Origin of the sequence: Bariatricus sp. HCP28S3_D3, assembly GCF_052065755.1 — a bacterium.
GTDB lineage: Bacteria > Bacillota > Clostridia > Lachnospirales > Lachnospiraceae > Allocoprococcus.
This window is the reverse complement of record NZ_JBQHTK010000002.1, coordinates 149,451-167,183: the sequence shown is the minus strand read 5'-3', so window position 1 is coordinate 167,183 and position 17,733 is coordinate 149,451. Positions and strand designations below refer to the sequence as shown.

The 17,733-nt window shown below is 45.9% G+C and carries 14 protein-coding genes and 1 other annotated feature; of the genes, 1 reads left to right on the top strand and 13 read right to left on the bottom strand.

Features of this window, described 5'->3' with window-relative positions:
• Nucleotides 1–3: 3 nt before the first annotated feature.
• From ACTNB3_RS03090 to ACTNB3_RS03075, 4 genes are read right to left on the bottom strand one after another with little or no spacing between them, the layout of a single operon-like run.
• Complete coding sequence (locus tag ACTNB3_RS03090; protein ID WP_427806421.1) at nucleotides 4–1,017, bottom strand: NAD(P)H-dependent glycerol-3-phosphate dehydrogenase; 1,014 nt, start codon at nucleotides 1,015–1,017, stop codon at nucleotides 4–6.
• A gap of 21 nt (nucleotides 1,018–1,038) precedes the next feature.
• On the bottom strand, nucleotides 1,039–1,683 hold the full coding sequence (gene plsY, locus ACTNB3_RS03085; RefSeq protein ID WP_427806422.1) for a glycerol-3-phosphate 1-O-acyltransferase PlsY: 645 nt from the start codon (nucleotides 1,681–1,683) through the stop codon (nucleotides 1,039–1,041).
• A gap of 1 nt (nucleotide 1,684) precedes the next feature.
• The gene (der, locus tag ACTNB3_RS03080; protein WP_427806423.1) at nucleotides 1,685–3,013 is read right to left on the bottom strand and encodes a ribosome biogenesis GTPase Der; all 1,329 of its coding nucleotides are present in this window, start codon (nucleotides 3,011–3,013) and stop codon (nucleotides 1,685–1,687) included.
• Nucleotides 3,010–4,377, bottom strand: coding sequence for a DUF512 domain-containing protein (locus ACTNB3_RS03075; RefSeq protein ID WP_441024491.1), 1,368 nt, complete (start codon nucleotides 4,375–4,377; stop codon nucleotides 3,010–3,012). Before ACTNB3_RS03075 ends, der begins: the two co-directional genes overlap by 4 nt.
• 112 nt (nucleotides 4,378–4,489) lie before the next feature.
• Here ACTNB3_RS03075 and ACTNB3_RS03070 point away from each other — a divergent pair, with 112 nt between their 5' ends.
• Nucleotides 4,490–5,668, top strand: coding sequence for a ribose-phosphate pyrophosphokinase (locus ACTNB3_RS03070; protein ID WP_427819131.1), 1,179 nt, complete (start codon nucleotides 4,490–4,492; stop codon nucleotides 5,666–5,668).
• A 40-nt stretch (nucleotides 5,669–5,708) separates the two neighbouring features.
• Here ACTNB3_RS03070 and aroB read toward each other — a convergent pair whose 3' ends face one another.
• From aroB to leuB, 9 genes are all read right to left on the bottom strand, one after another.
• The gene (gene aroB / locus ACTNB3_RS03065; RefSeq protein ID WP_441016015.1) at nucleotides 5,709–6,767 is read right to left on the bottom strand and encodes a 3-dehydroquinate synthase; all 1,059 of its coding nucleotides are present in this window, start codon (nucleotides 6,765–6,767) and stop codon (nucleotides 5,709–5,711) included.
• Nucleotides 6,768–6,800: 33 nt separating this feature from the next.
• Complete coding sequence (gene aroF, locus ACTNB3_RS03060) at nucleotides 6,801–7,814, bottom strand: 3-deoxy-7-phosphoheptulonate synthase (protein ID WP_427806429.1); 1,014 nt, start codon at nucleotides 7,812–7,814, stop codon at nucleotides 6,801–6,803.
• Nucleotides 7,815–7,937: 123 nt separating this feature from the next.
• Nucleotides 7,938–8,200 (bottom strand) — a binding site (T-box leader).
• Between the two features lie 64 nt (nucleotides 8,201–8,264).
• A complete protein-coding gene (locus tag ACTNB3_RS03055) occupies nucleotides 8,265–9,134 on the bottom strand; it encodes a shikimate dehydrogenase (RefSeq protein ID WP_427806430.1) in 870 nt (289 codons plus the stop codon).
• An 88-nt stretch (nucleotides 9,135–9,222) separates the two neighbouring features.
• Nucleotides 9,223–10,701, bottom strand: a complete 1,479-nt coding sequence (locus ACTNB3_RS03050; protein WP_427806431.1) for a polysaccharide deacetylase family protein — start codon at nucleotides 10,699–10,701, stop codon at nucleotides 9,223–9,225.
• A gap of 207 nt (nucleotides 10,702–10,908) precedes the next feature.
• A complete protein-coding gene (locus ACTNB3_RS03045) occupies nucleotides 10,909–12,069 on the bottom strand; it encodes a phosphoglycerate dehydrogenase (protein WP_427806433.1) in 1,161 nt (386 codons plus the stop codon).
• A gap of 2 nt (nucleotides 12,070–12,071) precedes the next feature.
• On the bottom strand, nucleotides 12,072–13,154 hold the full coding sequence (gene serC / locus ACTNB3_RS03040) for a 3-phosphoserine/phosphohydroxythreonine transaminase (RefSeq protein ID WP_427806434.1): 1,083 nt from the start codon (nucleotides 13,152–13,154) through the stop codon (nucleotides 12,072–12,074).
• A gap of 28 nt (nucleotides 13,155–13,182) precedes the next feature.
• Nucleotides 13,183–14,874, bottom strand: coding sequence for a biosynthetic-type acetolactate synthase large subunit (ilvB, locus tag ACTNB3_RS03035; protein WP_441024489.1), 1,692 nt, complete (start codon nucleotides 14,872–14,874; stop codon nucleotides 13,183–13,185).
• 28 nt (nucleotides 14,875–14,902) lie between these two features.
• Nucleotides 14,903–16,570, bottom strand: a complete 1,668-nt coding sequence (ilvD, locus tag ACTNB3_RS03030) for a dihydroxy-acid dehydratase (protein ID WP_427806436.1) — start codon at nucleotides 16,568–16,570, stop codon at nucleotides 14,903–14,905.
• 65 nt (nucleotides 16,571–16,635) lie between these two features.
• On the bottom strand, nucleotides 16,636–17,721 hold the full coding sequence (leuB, locus tag ACTNB3_RS03025) for a 3-isopropylmalate dehydrogenase (protein ID WP_441024535.1): 1,086 nt from the start codon (nucleotides 17,719–17,721) through the stop codon (nucleotides 16,636–16,638).
• Between the last annotated feature and the right edge of the window lie 12 nt (nucleotides 17,722–17,733).

The following is a 17,733-nucleotide window of genomic DNA, read 5'->3' as shown; positions in this document are numbered from 1 at the left end:
TTTCTATTCTTCCCATGGAAGTGCCGGATGTTCGATTCTTCCATCACGCAGCATCAGTTCCCGTACCGCTTCTTCTGCTTTCTTTCCCTCAAACAAGATGCGGTTCACTTCCTCTACAATCGGCATGGAGACCTCATATTTCTCTGCAAGTTTCTTCGCTGCCTTCGCAGAATAAACGCCTTCTACAACCATCTGCACTTCATCCATCGCTTCCTGCATGGTCTTGCCCTGCCCGATCAGATAGCCAGCCTTTCGATTGCGACTGTGTACACTGGCGCAGGTCACGATCAAATCTCCGATTCCGGTCAGACCGGTAAATGATTCAATCTTACCGCCCATTTTCACTCCAAGCCGTGAGATCTCTGCGATTCCACGCGTGATCAGGGCTGCTTTTGTATTATCGCCATAGCCGAGACCGTCCGCAATTCCGGCTGCCAGAGCGATGACATTTTTCAGCGAACCGCCCAGCTCAATGCCCAGAATGTCCGGGCTGGTATAAACTCGGAACACTTCGCTCATGAAAATGCTCTGCAGATATTCGGCAGTCTCTCTTTTCTTTGCGCCCACAACTACCGTCGTCGGAAGTTTGCGTCCAACTTCTTCTGCATGACTCGGGCCTGAAAGTACCGCTACATTTGCCTGTGGTATTTCTTCTTCAATCTGCTCACTTAAGGTCATAAGTGTGCTCTCTTCGATTCCTTTCGCTACATTAACAAGAATCTGTCCTTCCTTCACAAATGGTTTCATAGAACGCGCTGTACTTCTGGTAAACGGTGACGGCACCGCCAGCACGACTACATCTTTCTCCAGAATTCCATCCTGAATGTCATTGGTAAACACGATATGATCCGGAATCACAACTCCCGGAAGTTTGGATGTATGTTCTCTTTTTTCGGACAACATCTCAACCTCATTTTTGTCGATCGACCAGACCGTCACATCATGTCCATTATTTGAAAGTAAAATTGCCAGAGCAGTTCCCCAGCTTCCTGCACCCATAATTCCAATCTTCTTCATTGTCATTCTCCTAATCTTTTTCTATGCTTCTTTCTTCTTCAGGCCGATTTTATTCTCTGTTCCTTCCCGAAGTCTCTTAATATTCGCTCTGTGCTGGAAGAAAGCTGATAGTGTAAACAACAGCCCTACCCCATACATTTCAAAAAGATAGTTCTGCGCCATTCCAAACTCCCCCATCTGTCCACAGATCACAAGTCCTGCCAGAAACAGTACCGTAACTACAAGTGACCCTAAAGAAACATATCTTGTAACCGCTACGATCACCACAAAAACCACAAGACATACCGCAGCCATTCTAAGATCCGTCACAAGGATCATACCAGCCGTAGCCGCAATTCCCTTTCCTCCCTTAAATCCGAGATAAAACGGATAGTTGTGCCCAAGTACTGCTCCGAATCCGGCATACAGTGAAAGGAGCGGCAGGATTTCCGGACACCGGCTTGCGAAGATTCCCCGGACTACCAGCACAGCGATCACACATTTAAAACAATCCCCCAAAAGAGTGATCGCGCCTGCCTTAACACCCATTGTTCTGAGTGCATTGGTGGAACCCGCATTTCCGCTTCCATGCTTGCGGATATCCATTCCATGCATTCTCCCGTAAATATATCCAGTCTGAAACAATCCAAACACATATCCTATTCCCAAACAAATAAGCCGTTCCATCCTACTGATCCTTCTCCTTTCTCTCACGTATAAAGAATTTCAGCGAAGTTCCCTTGAAGCCGAAGGCCTCGCGAATTCTGTTTTCCAGATAACGTGTATACGAAAAATGCATCAGTTCTTTATCATTTACAAAGATGACAAATGTCGGCGGCTTTACAGCGACCTGGGTAATGTAATACAGTTTCAGTCGTTTTCCTTTATCTGACGGGGGCTGCTGAAGCGCAACGGCCTCAGTCATGATCTCATTCAGAACACCGGTTGCAATACGGAGTGTCTGATTTTCGATGACCATATCGATCATATCAAACAGTTTCGGAAGTCTCTGTCCCGTTTTGGCTGAGACATACATGATTTCTGCATAAGGCATGAAGGAGAGAACCATACGGATCTTCTGCTCATATTCCTTCACGGTCTTGTCATTTTTCTCAATGGCATCCCATTTATTTACTACAATGATAACCCCCTTACCACGGTCATGTGCGATTCCTGCAATCTTTGCATCCTGTTCAGTCACACCTTCCACCGCATCGATCACAATGAGGACCACATCCGCCCTCTCTACCGCAGTCACAGTACGAATGATACTGTAGCGCTCCAGCTCTTCCTTGATCTTATTCTTTCTGCGAAGTCCGGCGGTGTCGATAAAAACATATTCTCTTCCGTTATGCACAATATCCGTATCGATGGCATCTCGCGTCGTTCCTGCAATATCCGATACGATCACCCGGTCTTCCCCGATCAGCTTATTGATAATGGAAGATTTCCCAACGTTCGGCTTTCCTACGATCGCGATTCTCGGACGCTCGTCCTCCTCTTCTGTCCCGCTTCTTTCCGGGAAATGCTCCAGTACCTTGTCCAGCATATCCCCGATTCCGATCCGCTCTGCCGCTGAAATCGGCATTGGATCACCGATGCCCAGATTATAGAATTCATAAACATCCGGCATCATTTTCTGGAAATTATCTACTTTATTCACAACGAGGATCACCGGCTTGTGCGACCGTCTGAGCATGTCTGCCACCTTCGAATCCGCATCTACCAATCCCTGCTTCACATCAGTCATGAACAGGATCACGTCTGCCGTGTCGATCGCAATCTGCGCCTGTTCCCGCATCTGGGCAAGGATCACATCCCTGCTCTCCGGTTCAATACCTCCCGTATCAATCAGTGTAAAATCTTTATCCAGCCAGTTTACCTCGGCGTAAATACGATCCCGGGTCACCCCCGGCGTATCTTTCACAATTGCTATCTTCTCTCCTGCCAATGCGTTGAACAGCGTTGATTTTCCCACATTCGGACGCCCCACAATGGCAACTACAGGTTTACTCATAATCTTGCCCCTTTCGTTTGCTGTAATACTGCTTCTATAAAATCCTGACCGCTTGATTTTACAATATCTATCGGAACTTGTAAAGCATCCGATAATTCCGTCACGGTCACATCATCCAGAAATACTTCCTCTCCGCTCCGCAACATACTGCACGGGAGAAGAAGCGCATCTCCCAGATCCTGCCCCTTAAGCTGTGCGATCAGATCCTGTCCGGTGATCAGTCCTGCAACGGTGATCCGCTCCCCGAAGAAATCATTGCGGATCTCAAACAGATTCACATTCAGATTCGGGTACTTCGCCTTCAGCCGTTCCAGCATCTCCTTCAGATACGGATAGGCCAGTTTGCCCGTCGCCATGGACAGATGGATCTCTCTTCCATCACCTGCAAGCGGCTCATATGCTTCCTCAAATTCATTCAGAAGAAGGCGCAGCATACCTACCCCGTTCTCCAGCTGTAAATATCCGTCATACCGCTCCTCTTCCGGTAGTTCCTCCTCCGCCAGCAAATACCATTCGTCTCCGGCATGGATAAAATGTATTCCGTATTCTTCATAAATCTTTTTCTGCCACTTGTGAATGATGCCAAGTACTTCCTTTGCATCTTCTTTTGTAAACGGCTCCAGCGGATAGAGCCCGTCACGGAACTTCGTAAGTCCCACCGGAACAACCGATACGCTCTGAAGATTCGGAAGCCATTTCGTCATATCCCGGATACTTCTCTCCAGCTCTTCTCCGTCGTTGATCCCTTTACACAATACGATCTGCCCGTTCATCGTGATCCCGCCGTCGTATAAAATCTGAATCTTCTTCAGCGCATCTCCCGCAAAGCGGTTATGCAGCATCTTGCAGCGAAGCTCTGGATTCGTTGTATGAATCGAAACATTGATCGGTTCCAGATGATAATCCACGATACGCTGTATATCATGATCGCTCATATTTGTCAACGTAATATAATTTCCCTGGAGGAAAGAAAGTCTGGAATCATCATCTTTAAAATACAGGGTGTCCCGCATCCCCTTCGGCATCTGGTCGATAAAACAGAACATGCACTTGTTCCTGCAGGAACGGTACTCATCCATCAGACCCTGTTCAAACTCGATTCCCAGATCTTCATCATAATCTTTTTCAATCTCAAGCTCCCATTCCTCTCCATTTTCCTTCTGGATCAGAATAAGAAGTTCTTCATCGTTCGTATAATAGTGATAATCAAATACATCTTCTATGATACTTCCGTTAATCTGAAGCAGCCTGTCTCCCGGTTCGATCCCCATTTCCCAGGCAATGCTTCCTTCTTCTACACTCTTTATAATATGCTCATGCTTCATAAAATTAAAAGCTCCCCATTTTCTATTCTTTCTTATCATACTAGATTTCCGCGAAAATTGCAATTTTTTACAGCTCTTTCTTGCCATAGTTCTAAAATAATGGTATAAATGAGTAGGAGAAATGAGCGACATTCGAATACAGGAGGCACATATGACAAATATAGAATTTATGGAAAAAGCGCTGCCGATCGCACCGCTTAAGATTATCGCTTTAAAGAGCTGCGAGCCGCTCGCAAAGAAGGTAGACAATTATATTGTCTCTTTTCGTAAGGAATCTCTTCATGATTTTCTGGATCCTGCGATTTTTTCTTCTTACGAAGCTGACACGTATCTGACAGAACACAACTGTCCGCGTTTTGGTACTGGGGAAGCCAAAGCCGTCATCGGAGAAAGTGTCCGCGGAAAAGACTTATTCATTATGGTCGATGTCTGCAACTACAGCCTTACTTATACCGTGAACGGACATCTGAACCATATGTCACCGGATGATCATTTCCAGGATTTGAAGCGTGTGATCGCCGCATGTACCGGTAAAGCACACCGCATCAACGTGATCATGCCGTTTCTCTATGAGAGCAGGCAGCACAAGCGTACCAAGAGAGAATCCCTTGACTGTGCCATGGCACTGGATGAGCTGGTTCAGATGGGCGTTTCCAACATCATCACCTTCGATGCACATGACCCGAGAGTCCAGAACGCAATCGCATTGAAGGGATTCGACAACTTCTCACCTGCTTACCAGTTTATGAAAGCACTTCTTAAGGCTGTACCTGACCTTGCTGTCGACAAGGAGCATCTGATGATCATCAGCCCGGACGAGGGTGCAATGGGCAGAGCCGTATACTTTTCCAATGTACTCGGTGTAGATATGGGAATGTTCTACAAACGACGCGATTATTCAACCGTTGTAAATGGGAAAAACCCAATTGTAGCGCATGAGTTTCTCGGGGATGATGTTCATGGAAGAACGGTCATCATCGTCGATGATATGATCTCATCCGGAGAAAGTATGTTGGATGTAACCAAGCAGCTCAAAGACCGCGGCGCCGCACGTGTATATGTTTGCACCACCTTCGGTCTTTTCACGGAAGGTCTCGGAAAATTCGACAAATACTACGAAAAAGGCTATATGGATGGATTGATCACGACCAACCTGACGTATCTTCCGCCTGAACTTAACTCAAAGCCGTACTTTATCAAAGCAGACATGAGCAAGTTCCTCGCACTGATCATCGATTCTCTGAATCATGACATCCCGATCAGCTCCGTTCTGAACCCGACCGACAAGATTCACGATCTTCTTGAGGGGCGCATGGCGAACCAGAAATAAATTCACGATTTTAAAAAGAGTTCCTTTCGGAACTCTTTTTTTATACCTGACGGTCTCCCGCGAAAAATTCTATGCTCGTCGGATATGCATAAGCATCTCCGATCTCGTGAAGCAGCACGACCTTCAATTTATTTCCCATTGTTTTCTTATCCAGCTTCATTGCCTCGATCAATTCCGGAAGCGGAAGATGCGCTTCTGTCGGAAGTCCATAAGCCTTCAGGACATTCTTGATTCTCTCGGCCTCCCCCGTTTTCGTAAGCCCCTTCTCCTCCGCGATCTTGGTGATCTGATACATTCCGATAGCAACCGCTTCTCCGTGGCTTTCTCTCTCATAGTGATAATACTGCTCAATCGTATGTGCCAGCGTATGCCCGAAATTCAGAAGAATCCGTTCTCCCATGTCAAATTCGTCTTCTTCCACGACCACTCTTTTAATGTTTACACAAGTCGCGATCACGTCGGTTAAATGCGCCTTCAGATTCTCGAAAGAGCCGTACTCTTCTAGTTTTGCAAATAATTCTGCGTCCTTGATGCATCCGTATTTAATGACCTCTCCCATTCCATCGGTTACATAGCGTTCCGGAAGAGTGTCCAGTACATCCGGATCGATCAGAACCATTTTCGGCTGGTAAAATGCGCCAACCAGGTTCTTTCCCTCCGGAAGATCAACTGCCACTTTTCCTCCTACAGACGAATCCACCTGTGCCAATATGGAAGTCGGGATCTGGACAAATTGAATTCCTCTTAAGAAAGTTGCTGCCACAAATCCTGCCAGATCACCGGTCACCCCACCGCCGAGTGCCACAATCAGATCCGTTCTGGTAATCTTCGCCTTCAGAAGTGAACTGTATACCCTCGGAAGGGTCTGAAAACTTTTAGACGGTTCGCCATGAGGAATGATTGTTTCATAGCATTCAAAACTTCCTGAAAGTTCTTTCTTAATTGCCTCTCCATAATAAGCGTACACACTGTCATCCGAGATGATCATCACTTTTCTGCCATGATATACTTCTTTGATCCGTTCGGCAGCCTGACCCATAATTCCCCTTTCTATATATATCGGATAACTATGTTCTTTTAAATCAACGACCATTTTGATACCTGGTTCACTCATGTTCTATCCTCCTGTCAATTACATTTTCTTACCTACAACTTCTGCAATCTGACGGATCTCTTTCAACAGGGTATCATATTTCGCCGGTTTCAAAGACTGTCCTCCATCGCAGAGCGCACACTCCGGATTGTTGTGTACTTCGATCATAAGACCATCTGCCCCTGCTGCAACCGCTGCTTTGGACATCGGTTCTACCAGCCACCATTTTCCGCCTGCGTGGCTCGGATCCACGATGATCGGAAGATGACTCAAACGTCTGATTACCGGAATTGCCTGTAAATCCAGTGTGTTTCTGGTGTAGCTTTCGAATGTACGTACACCTCTTTCGCACAGAATTACGTTCGGGTTGCCGGATGACATAATGTATTCTGCCGACATGATCCACTCTTCATATGTTGCATTCAGCCCTCTCTTCAGAAGAATCGGTTTCTTTGTTTTACCAAGCTGTTTCAAGAGATCAAAATTCTGCATATTTCTTGCACCAATCTGGATCAAATCTACTTTTTCATCAAATAAATCCAGATACTCTGCAGACATCAGTTCCGTTACGATTGGAAGGCCGGTTACTTCTCTTGCTTTGCAAAGGATATCCAGCCCCGCAAGTCCCATTCCCTGGAAAGAATATGGACTGGTTCTCGGCTTGAACGCCCCACCGCGGAGCATATTTGCACCGGATTCTTTAGCCGCCTTAGCGATCTCGATCACCTGTTCTTCACTTTCTACAGAGCAGGGTCCGGCGATCAGTGCCATATGGCCTCCGCCGACCTTAACACCTGCAACATCAACGATCGTATCTTCCGGATGAAATGCTCTGTTCGCCAGTTTATACGGTTCCTGCACATGCATAACTTTTTCTACGCTTTTATCCACTTCAAAAAGCCGCGGGTCAACGCGGACCGTATCGCCGATACATCCGATAATGGTAAGCTCTTCACCACGGACTGTATGCGTCTCGAGCCCTCTCGCGCGCACCATGTTTTCTACTCGCAAAATATTTTCTTCTGTTGTTCTTGGTTTTAATACAATAATCATAGTCTTTTTCCTTTCTGTCTCTTAAGATTTTGAAAAACATGCTCCCACCGGGAAGCGTACTTTTGCAGAAACGAAGTTTCCTATTGAGTCAATGGTAATAAAAAACTCCCGTCTTCTGCTCATACAGAGGACGAGAGTAATCATACTTCGTGGTTCCACCTCACTTCACAGTTACTTCACAGCAACTGCCTCGACAGGTACGCCTTTATTCCGGTTATACCCTTGCAGATAACGGCTGCTTCCGGAGATGCCTACTAATACTGTTACAGTAATTCAGCACTCTACTCCAAGAGGAATTCAATATAACTCGTTGTATCCTTATCGCACCTGCCAAGGACTCTCTGTGACACTTCATTATACCTACTACTTCTTTTCATCGTATTTCGATAGTAGAATATTCAATTTTATCAGCATATAAACCATAATACACAATTCAAACCGATTTGTCAATTAACGTTTAAAATATTTTTCCTTGATGATGTCAACCGGCATCTCACACCCGGTCCAGAGTTCAAAAGAAGCCGCGCCCTGATAAAGGAGCATATTCAGACCGTTTGCTGTCTGACATCCGACCGCTTTCGCCTTCTTAAGAAGAAGGGTTTCCTCCGGATTATAAATCACATCAAAGACAAACAGATCTTTCCGGAATACACTGTCGTCAGTTATAATGCAGCGGTCTGTACGCGGTGCCATTCCGATGGAAGTTCCGTTTACAAGGATGACACTCTCTGCGATCTCTCTCTTCAGAACTTCCGGATCTGAGAAATCATAAAGATTTAGCTTACATTCCGTCTGCCCTCTCAATTTTTCCATAATACCTTCTGCACGTGTAAAGAAATCATCTCGGATATTGAATACGGAGATCTCAGCCACTCCGTCCAGTGCCGCCTGAATCATGATTGCGGCCGCAGCTCCTCCTGCTCCGAGAAGTGTCATCTTCTTCCCGATAATATCCATGCCTTCTTCCTTAACTGATCGCATAAATCCGATTCCATCCGTTGTATATCCGGTCAACACGCCGTCATCATTTACCACTGTATTCACTGCCCCGCCGATTTCTGAAGCAGGTGAAAGCTTATCAACCAGACTACACATCAGATTCTTATCCGGCATTGTAAGGTTAAAGCCCCTGACTCCCATGACTTTAAGACCTTCCACAGCAGTCTTCAAATGATCTGTCCCGACATCAAATGCCAGGTATGCATAGTCCAGCCCCAGTTGGCGGAATGCTTCGTTGTGCATCATTGGCGAAATACTGTGAGCCACAGGACTTCCAAGGAGGCCGGTAAGGACAGTATGCCCTGTTATTTCATATGCCATTTCTTTGTACCTCTCGTTCTATAGTTTCGCACTGTAAAGCGTTACTATGCTATATGATACCACATTTTTAGAAAACTGCAAACACCTTTTATTCACTTTTTTGGAAGAATCCATATTTTCCGCCATTTTCCATCTGGATTCCTTTCGCCTCTGCCATCTCACTGATGGTAACAAGCTGATATCCGGCTTCCTGAAGCTTCGGAATCAATGCAATGGCCGCATCAATGGACTGTGTATGAATATCATGCATCAGAATGACAGCTCCGTCCTGGACATTATTCATAACTGCGTCGATCGTGGACTGCGTATTCCTCGTCTTCCAGTCCAGAGTATCTATAGACCACAGAATCATAGGCAAGCCTGCGTTCTGTTTAACTGTATCATTAATCGCACCGTAAGGAGGACGCATGACCGTCGCTTTCTGTCCACAAGCTTCGACGAGCTGATTGTTCGTGTCACTCATCTGTTTCTGGATTCCATTTGCATCCAGCTTCGTCAGATTTGTATGATCATAGGAGTGATTGCCCAGTTCACAGCCGATCTCTGCCATTTTCTTCACAGTATCCGGATTCTTGCTCACCTGAGTTCCCAGCATGAAAAATGTCGCTCTTGCATCATATTCCGCCAGAACATCCAGCAGCTCAGCAGTTCTTGGCCCCGGTCCGTCATCAAATGTGAGTGCAACCATCGGTGCGTTCGGATCTACGCCGCCTTCCTCAGATTCCAGAACTCCGTCTTCGGAAAAGACGCATTTTCTCACACCGATTTTTTGTTCTCCGGTCAGCATCTTACCTTCCTGATCAAAATAATACTTATTATCATCCAGTGTCAGCCATCCGACCGTCATCATTCCCGTATCGTCAAAATAGTATTTTGCGCCGTCTTCTTCATACCAGCCGGTCTGCATGACACCCTTTTTATCGAAATAATAACGGGCCGAAGCAATTTCCTGCCATCCAATTACTTTCTTGCCGTCCTCTCCAAAATAATAGGTCCTGCCATGATAAGTGATAAAATCATTTGCAACATATGTACCGTCCCAGCGTTTGAATCGACTGTCATCCCATTCTCCGTATTGGTTCTTAACTTCAAAGACACCATCCTCAACATCAACCTTCACTTTACCAAACCACTCTGCATAAAGCGGCGTGGTGATCTCACTGGTAAGTTCTGCCTTGATTGGAAACTTTCCTTCCGTACTTCCGTCTCCATCGCACTCCAGCGTGAAGCCGATACCACGGTTCAACTCATCCACAAGATCCTGGATCGTATACCCCGTATCTTCATCCAGGACCGTCTCCACATCTCCGTCGCAGCTGGCTTTTGCTGTAAGAAGCGGCCTTTCCTCTCCCTGCACAACAGAAATGTCATCCACCTTCAGCGTAATCGGTATTTCCTGCTGTCCTCCTGCGACAGCTCCATGGCTGAGCAGTAATGCCGATACCAGGCATACCATCAGTACTCCCAGAATACTGATTGTGGAAACTTTGCCGTGTTTCTTTTTATTTCTACGTTTTATGGCTGCTCTTGCTCTTGCACGCGCCCTTCTCATGTCTTTCTTCTTCATTCGTATTACCCCACAATATCTATGTTTTTTCTTGTTTTCATCTACATTATAAGGCATAGTAACTCCGTATACAATGGAAGATTTTCTTAAGATATATTAAAAATCAGAGTAGAATTTGTAATATTTGTAATATATGCCCGAACTCTTCTTTCACACGAAAAGAGCTGCGCATATCCTGCGCAGCCCACTGTTATTCTTATCGTTTCTCTATTCAATCACTCTGACTTTGAGTACTCCTTCGATTGCTTCCAGTCCATCCACAACCTCAGCACCGACTTCAGAATCCACATCCATCATAGTGTATGCATATGCACCGCTGTTCTTGTTCGTCATGTCATCGATATTGACATTGTCTTTTGCAAGCAATGCGGTAAACTGACCGATCATGTTCGGAATATTTCTGTGCATGATCGTAATACGGGTCTTGTCTTTCACGCCCATATCACAGGACGGATAATTGACAGAATTTTTGATATTTCCATTTTCAAGGAAATCTCTCAGTTCCTGAACAGCCATCTTCGCACAGTTGTCTTCAGATTCCTCTGTAGAAGCGCCCAGATGTGGGATAACGATCGCATTCTTCACGCCTGCGATCTCCGGTGTTGGAAAATCGGTCACATAACGCTTTACTTTGCCACTGATCAGAGCATCTACCATCGCTTCACTGTTCACAAGAACATCTCTTGCGAAATTCAGCACAACAACACCATCTTTCATTAAATCGATCGCATTCTTATCAATCATGCCTTTGGTATCCGGAAGTGCCGGTACATGAATCGTGATATAATCACATTCTTTATAAAGTTCATCTACGCTTTTGGCATGATGAATGCTTCTGGAAAGTCTCCATGCGGAATCTACAGAAACATACGGATCATATCCGTAAACATCCATTCCGAGATTAGTTGCCGCATTTGCAACAAGAACACCGATTGCGCCAAGTCCGATTACTCCGAGCTTCTTGCCCTCGATCTCACATCCCGCAAAAGCTTTCTTAGCTTTTTCGGCGTCTTTTGCGATATTTCCATCTTCTTCATTCTCCTGAACCCAGTTAATACCTCCGATGATATCACGGGATGCAAGAAGAAGACCTGCAATCACAAGTTCCTTTACACCGTTCGCATTTGCTCCAGGTGTATTAAATACGACGATTCCCTGTTCTGCACATTTTTCCAACGGGATATTATTTACGCCGGCTCCTGCACGGCCGATTGCCTTCAGGCTTTTGTCAAATTCCATTTCATGCATTGCCGCACTTCTTACCAGAATGGCGTCTGCTCCCTTTGCATCGCTTGCCGGTGCATATTCATCTGTGAATTTATCAAGACCTACATTTGAGATTGGATTTAAGCAATAATATTTATACATAACTACAGATTCTCCTTCTCAAATTTTTTCATAAATGCAACCAGTGCTTCTACGCCTTCGTACGGCATTGCGTTGTAGATACTTGCACGCATACCGCCGACTGTACGATGACCTTTCAAGTTCTCAAGGCCTGCTTCTTTTGCTTCTCTTACGAATTTGGCATCCAGTTCATCACTGCCTGTTACGAACGGTACGTTCATAAGAGACCGATCCTTCTTCTCAACGGTGCCCTTGAATAGCTTACTCTGATCCAGATAATCATAGAGAAGTTTCGCTTTCTTCTCATTGCGCTCTTTCATCACTTCAAGACCGCCCATCTTCTTGAGCCATTTGAACACTTTTCCGCAAATGTAAATGCCATATGCCGGAGGTGTGTTGTAAAGTGATTTCGCATCTGCATGTGTTTTATACTGCAGCATGGTCGGAGTTCCCGGAAGAACATCCTCTGTAATCAGATCTTCTCTGATGATCACAATTACGGTACCTGCCGGTCCGATATTTTTCTGAACGCCACCGTAAATGATGCCGTATTTTGTCACATCAACCGGCTCAGAAAGGAAACAGGAAGATACATCAGCTACCAGAAGTTTTCCCTTGGTGTTCGGAAGTTCTTTGTATTTTGTTCCGTAAATTGTGTTATTCTCACAGATATAAACATAATCTGCATCGTCGTCAATCGGAAGATCAGAGCAATCCGGAATATAGCTGAATGTCTTATCTGCAGAAGATGCGATACGGTTTACCTTTCCGTATTTCTCAGCTTCAGCGGCAGCCTTTTTCGCCCACTGACCTGTGATAATGTAATCAGCAACCTTATTCTTCATCAGGTTCATCGGAATCATTGCAAACTGCTGGCTTGCTCCGCCCTGTAAGAATAATACTTTATAGTTGTCCGGAATATTCATAAGATCACGAAGATCCTGTTCCGCTTCTGTGATAATTTTCTCAAAAGCTTTGGAACGATGACTCATCTCCATAACGGACATCCCTGTTCCCTGGTAATCCAGCATTTCCTCTGCTGCTTCTTTGAGCACTTCTTCCGGCAGCACTGCCGGTCCTGCTGAAAAGTTGTAAACTCTTTTCATAGTCTTTTCCTCCATTCCTGCTTTAAAATTATTGTTCTTGTTTTTCTGCCTGCAGGTCTCCTTCATCAAACGCCTCGCTGATTGCAGCTCCGGGTGCCACCATCGGCCATACCTTATCATCACAATCAATCTGGCAATCTATTACGAACGGACCGTCACACGCAAGCGCCGACTGAAAAGCGGCTTCAAAGTCCTTCTTCGTCGTTGCGCGAATTGCCTTCGCTCCCATAGCTTCTGAAAGTTTTACAAAATCCACTGCATCATTCAGTACCGTCGCTGAATAACGCTGACCATAAAACAGATTCTGCCACTGACGCACCATTCCGAGTACGTGATTATTGATTACCACCTGGATGATCGGAATCTGATATCTGGCAGCTGTGGCGATCTCATTCATATTCATACGGAAGCAGCCGTCTCCCGCAATATTAACAACCGTTTTCTCGGGGCATCCCATCTTGGCACCAATGGATGCACCAAGTCCATATCCCATGGTTCCAAGTCCTCCGGAAGTCAGCAGGGTTCTCGGCTTGGTATATTTATAATACTGTGCCGCCCACATCTGATGCTGTCCGACCTCTGTGACGATCAGTGCCTCCCCTTTTGTCTGTCTGTAGATCTCTTCGACAACAAAAGGTCCCGTCAGAATATCCGGATGATAAGTCAGTGGATATTTCTGTTTGTACTCCTGAATCTTCCGAATCCATTCATCATGATTCTGCTTCGGAAGTCTCTCATTGATCAAGGTAAGTACTTCCTTGATATCGCCTACGACACCACAATCAATCATAACATTTTTGTTCATCTCGGCTACATCGATATCGATCTGAAGGATCTTGGCCTTTTCCGCAAATCTTTTTGCATTTCCTGTAACACGATCTGAGAATCTCGCACCGATTACGATCAGAAGATCACATCCGCTGACACCAAAATTCGAAGTTTTGGTTCCATGCATACCAAGCATTCCTGTATACAGTTCATCTGTACCCGGAAATGCTCCTTTTCCCATCAGAGTATCACATACCGGCGCCTGAACTTTCTCTACAAACGCTCTTAATTCCTCACTTGCATCAGAGAGGATTGCCCCGCCTCCGACGAAAATATAAGGCTTTTGAGCTTCACGAATCATCTGTAACGCTTGTTCTACATCTTCCATACAAATATCTTTTTTGTACTTCTTCACCGGCTCGATCTTCATCGGTTCATACGCTGCCATGTTTGCGGTAACATCCTTCGGGATATCGATCAGAACCGGCCCCGGTCTTCCTGACTGTGCGATGGCAAATGCTTTTCTGATCGTCTTTGCAAGCTCATTGACATCTTTCACGATAAAATTATATTTTGTGATCGGCATGGTGATTCCAGTGATATCAATTTCCTGGAAACTGTCTTTTCCAAGAAGCGGCACCCCGACATTACATGTGATAGCCACGATTGGAATCGAATCCATAAATGCTGTTGCGATTCCGGTTACCAGATTGGTGGCTCCCGGACCGCTTGTTGCAAAACATACACCGACTTTTCCGGTGGCGCGGGCATAACCGTCTGCTGCATGAGACGCGCCCTGCTCGTGAGAAGTCAGAATGTGCTTAATTTCATTACTATGCTTATATAATTCGTCATATACATTCAAAATTGCCCCGCCCGGATATCCGAAAACGGTATCAACGCCTTGTTCTTTTAAACATTCTATCAATATTTCAGAACCATTTAACCGCATGTTGTGCATTCCCCTTTGTACTTTATTCTTAACGCGGTATCTCCAGCACCGCACCGCGGTTTCCGGATGTTACCATTGATGCATATCGTGCAAGATAACCGGTTGTAACTTCCGGTTCTCTCGGCTGCCATTTTTCTTTTCTCGCTGCCAGTTCTTCATCCGAAACTCTGACATTCAGTTTCAGATTCGGGATATCGATCTCAATGATATCTCCTTCTTCGATCAGTGCAATTGGGCCGCCTACTGCTGCTTCCGGCGAAACATGTCCGATAGATGCGCCTCTGGAAGCTCCGCTGAAACGCCCGTCGGTGATAAGAGCAACCGATGAGCCAAGTCCCATTCCTGCGATTGCAGAAGTCGGATTCAGCATTTCCGGCATACCCGGTCCACCCTTCGGTCCGACATAACGGATTACGACAACATCTCCCGGATGAATCTGTCCGCCCTTGATGGCTGTGATTGCATCCTCTTCACATTCAAATACTCTGGCCGGTCCTTCGTGGACGAGCATTTCTTCTACAACTGCCGAACGTTTTACAACACTTCCGTCCGGCGCGATATTTCCTTTCAATACTGCAAGGCCGCCTGTCTGGCTGTATGGATTGTCGATCGGACGGATAACTTCCGGATTCTTATTAACACATCCCGCAATATTTTCTCCCACCGTTTTACCGGTTACGGTCATACACTCTGTATTCAGAAGGTTCTTCTTATTCAATTCGTTCATCACTGCATAGACACCACCGGCCTCATTCAGATCTTCCATATAAGTCGGGCCTGCCGGTGCAAGATGGCAAAGATTCGGAGTCTTTGCACTGATTCCGTTTGCGAAATCGATCTCGAAATCCATGCCGATCTCATGAGCAATAGCCGGAAGATGCAGCATACTGTTGGTAGAGCATCCCAAAGCCATATCTACAGTGAGGGCATTCAGGATCGCTTCTTTTGTCATAATATCTCTCGGACGGATATTCTTTCTGTAAAGTTCCATTACCTGCATGCCTGCATGCTTTGCAAGACGGATACGCTCTGAATAAACTGCCGGAATGGTTCCATTGCCCGGAAGTCCCATACCGAGTACTTCTGTCAGACAGTTCATACTGTTCGCGGTATACATACCGGAGCAAGAACCACAGGTCGGGCATACTTTATTTTCAAATTCACATACATCTTCTTCTGTCATCGTGCCTGCAGCATAAGAACCAACTGCTTCAAACATGCTGGAAAGGCTTCTCTTCTGGCCTTTTACATGCCCGGCAAGCATCGGGCCACCGCTGACAAATATAGTAGGCACGTTGATTCGTGCTGCTGCCATCAGAAGTCCGGGCACATTCTTGTCACAGTTCGGAACCATAACAAGTGCATCAAACTGATGAGCCAGTGCCATTGCCTCGGTGGAATCTGCAATCAGATCTCTGGTTACCAGAGAGTATTTCATTCCGATATGTCCCATCGCAATTCCATCGCAGACAGCGATCGCCGGGAACATAACCGGTGTTCCTCCTGCCATGGCAACTCCCATTTTTACTGCGTTCACGATCTTATCCAGATTCATATGTCCCGGAACGATCTCATTGTAAGAACTGACGATTCCGACCAATGGACGATCCAGCTCCTCTTTGGTATACCCTAATGCGTTGAACAGGGACCGATGTGGTGCCTGTTGCATCCCTTTTTTAACATTATCGCTTTTCATTTCTATGTATCCTCCTGAATATCCTCTATGTATGCTTTATACTGACTTCAGCCAAGCAAGACTTCCTAATGAATCCGTTCACAGATCAAATCCCCCATCTGTGCAGTTCCGACTTTCGTGCATCCCTCCGACATAATATCACCGGTACGATAGCCGTCCTTCAGTACCTGCGAAACAGCTGCTTCAATTGCATCCGCTGCTTTGTCAAGATCAAAGCTAAACCGAAGCATCATTGCTGCAGACAAAATCGTCGCAATCGGATTCGCGATTCCCTTACCGGCAATATCCGGTGCGGACCCACCGCTCGGTTCATAAAGACCGAACTTCGTCTCATTCAGGCTTGCGCTCGCAAGCATTCCGATTGATCCGGTTACCATACTGGCCTCATCCGACAAAATATCACCGAACATGTTCTCAGTCAGAATGACGTCAAACTGCTTCGGATCTCTTACAAGCTGCATTGCACAGTTATCCACCAGCATGTGTTCCAGCGTCACTTCCGGGTAATCCGCCGCGACTTCCTCGACAACCTTTCTCCAGAGTCTGGAAGAATCCAGTACATTTGCTTTATCAACGCTGGTCACTTTCTTTCTTCTCTTCATAGCTATATCAAACGCTCTCACGGCAATCCTGCGTATTTCATTCTCATTATATGTCAAAGAATCATAAGCTGTTCTGACTCCTTCTTCTTCAACTGTTTTTCTCTCTCCGAAATACAATCCGCCGGTCAGTTCACGCATGATCATCAGATCGAATCCGCCCTCTGTTATCTCTCCTTTCAAAGGACAAGCGGCTGCAAGTTCTTCATAGAGAACTGCCGGACGCAGATTTGCAAACAAATTCAGCGCTTTACGAATCTTAAGCAGGCCGGCTTCCGGTCTTTTTGATGGTTCCAGCTGGTACCATGGAGATGTCTTCGCATCCCCGCCGATCGATCCCATCAGAACCGCATCACTTGCCTTTGCTCTCGCAATCGTCTCATCTGTCAGCGGCACTCCATGCACATCGATCGATGCTCCTCCCATCAGAAGCTGCTCGTATGTACACCGGAAACCATATATTTCTCCGGTCTTGTCCAGAACTTTCATTGCCTCGGTCACGATCTCCGGACCGATTCCGTCTCCCTTAATCACACCAATATTCAGATTCATCTTATTCATTCC

Coding starts and splice junctions, on each gene's coding strand:
- ACTNB3_RS03055 (WP_427806430.1), bottom strand. CDS start 9,134: ATGGCATATGAAATAACAGGGCATACTGTCCTTACCGGCCTCCTTGGA.
- plsY (WP_427806422.1), bottom strand. CDS start 1,683: ATGGAACGGCTTATTTGTTTGGGAATAGGATATGTGTTTGGATTGTTT.
- leuB (WP_441024535.1), bottom strand. CDS start 17,721: ATGAATCTGAATATTGGTGTGATTAAGGGAGACGGAATCGGTCCGGAG.
- ACTNB3_RS03045 (WP_427806433.1), bottom strand. CDS start 12,069: ATGTATAAATATTATTGCTTAAATCCAATCTCAAATGTAGGTCTTGAT.
- der (WP_427806423.1), bottom strand. CDS start 3,013: ATGAGTAAACCTGTAGTTGCCATTGTGGGGCGTCCGAATGTGGGAAAA.
- ilvD (WP_427806436.1), bottom strand. CDS start 16,570: ATGAAAAGCGATAATGTTAAAAAAGGGATGCAACAGGCACCACATCGG.
- serC (WP_427806434.1), bottom strand. CDS start 13,154: ATGAAAAGAGTTTACAACTTTTCAGCAGGACCGGCAGTGCTGCCGGAA.
- ACTNB3_RS03090 (WP_427806421.1), bottom strand. CDS start 1,017: ATGAAGAAGATTGGAATTATGGGTGCAGGAAGCTGGGGAACTGCTCTG.
- ACTNB3_RS03050 (WP_427806431.1), bottom strand. CDS start 10,701: ATGAAGAAGAAAGACATGAGAAGGGCGCGTGCAAGAGCAAGAGCAGCC.
- ACTNB3_RS03075 (WP_441024491.1), bottom strand. CDS start 4,377: ATGATAAGAAAGAATAGAAAATGGGGAGCTTTTAATTTTATGAAGCAT.
- ilvB (WP_441024489.1), bottom strand. CDS start 14,874: ATGCGGTTAAATGGTTCTGAAATATTGATAGAATGTTTAAAAGAACAA.
- ACTNB3_RS03070 (WP_427819131.1), top strand. CDS start 4,490: ATGACAAATATAGAATTTATGGAAAAAGCGCTGCCGATCGCACCGCTT.
- aroF (WP_427806429.1), bottom strand. CDS start 7,814: ATGATTATTGTATTAAAACCAAGAACAACAGAAGAAAATATTTTGCGA.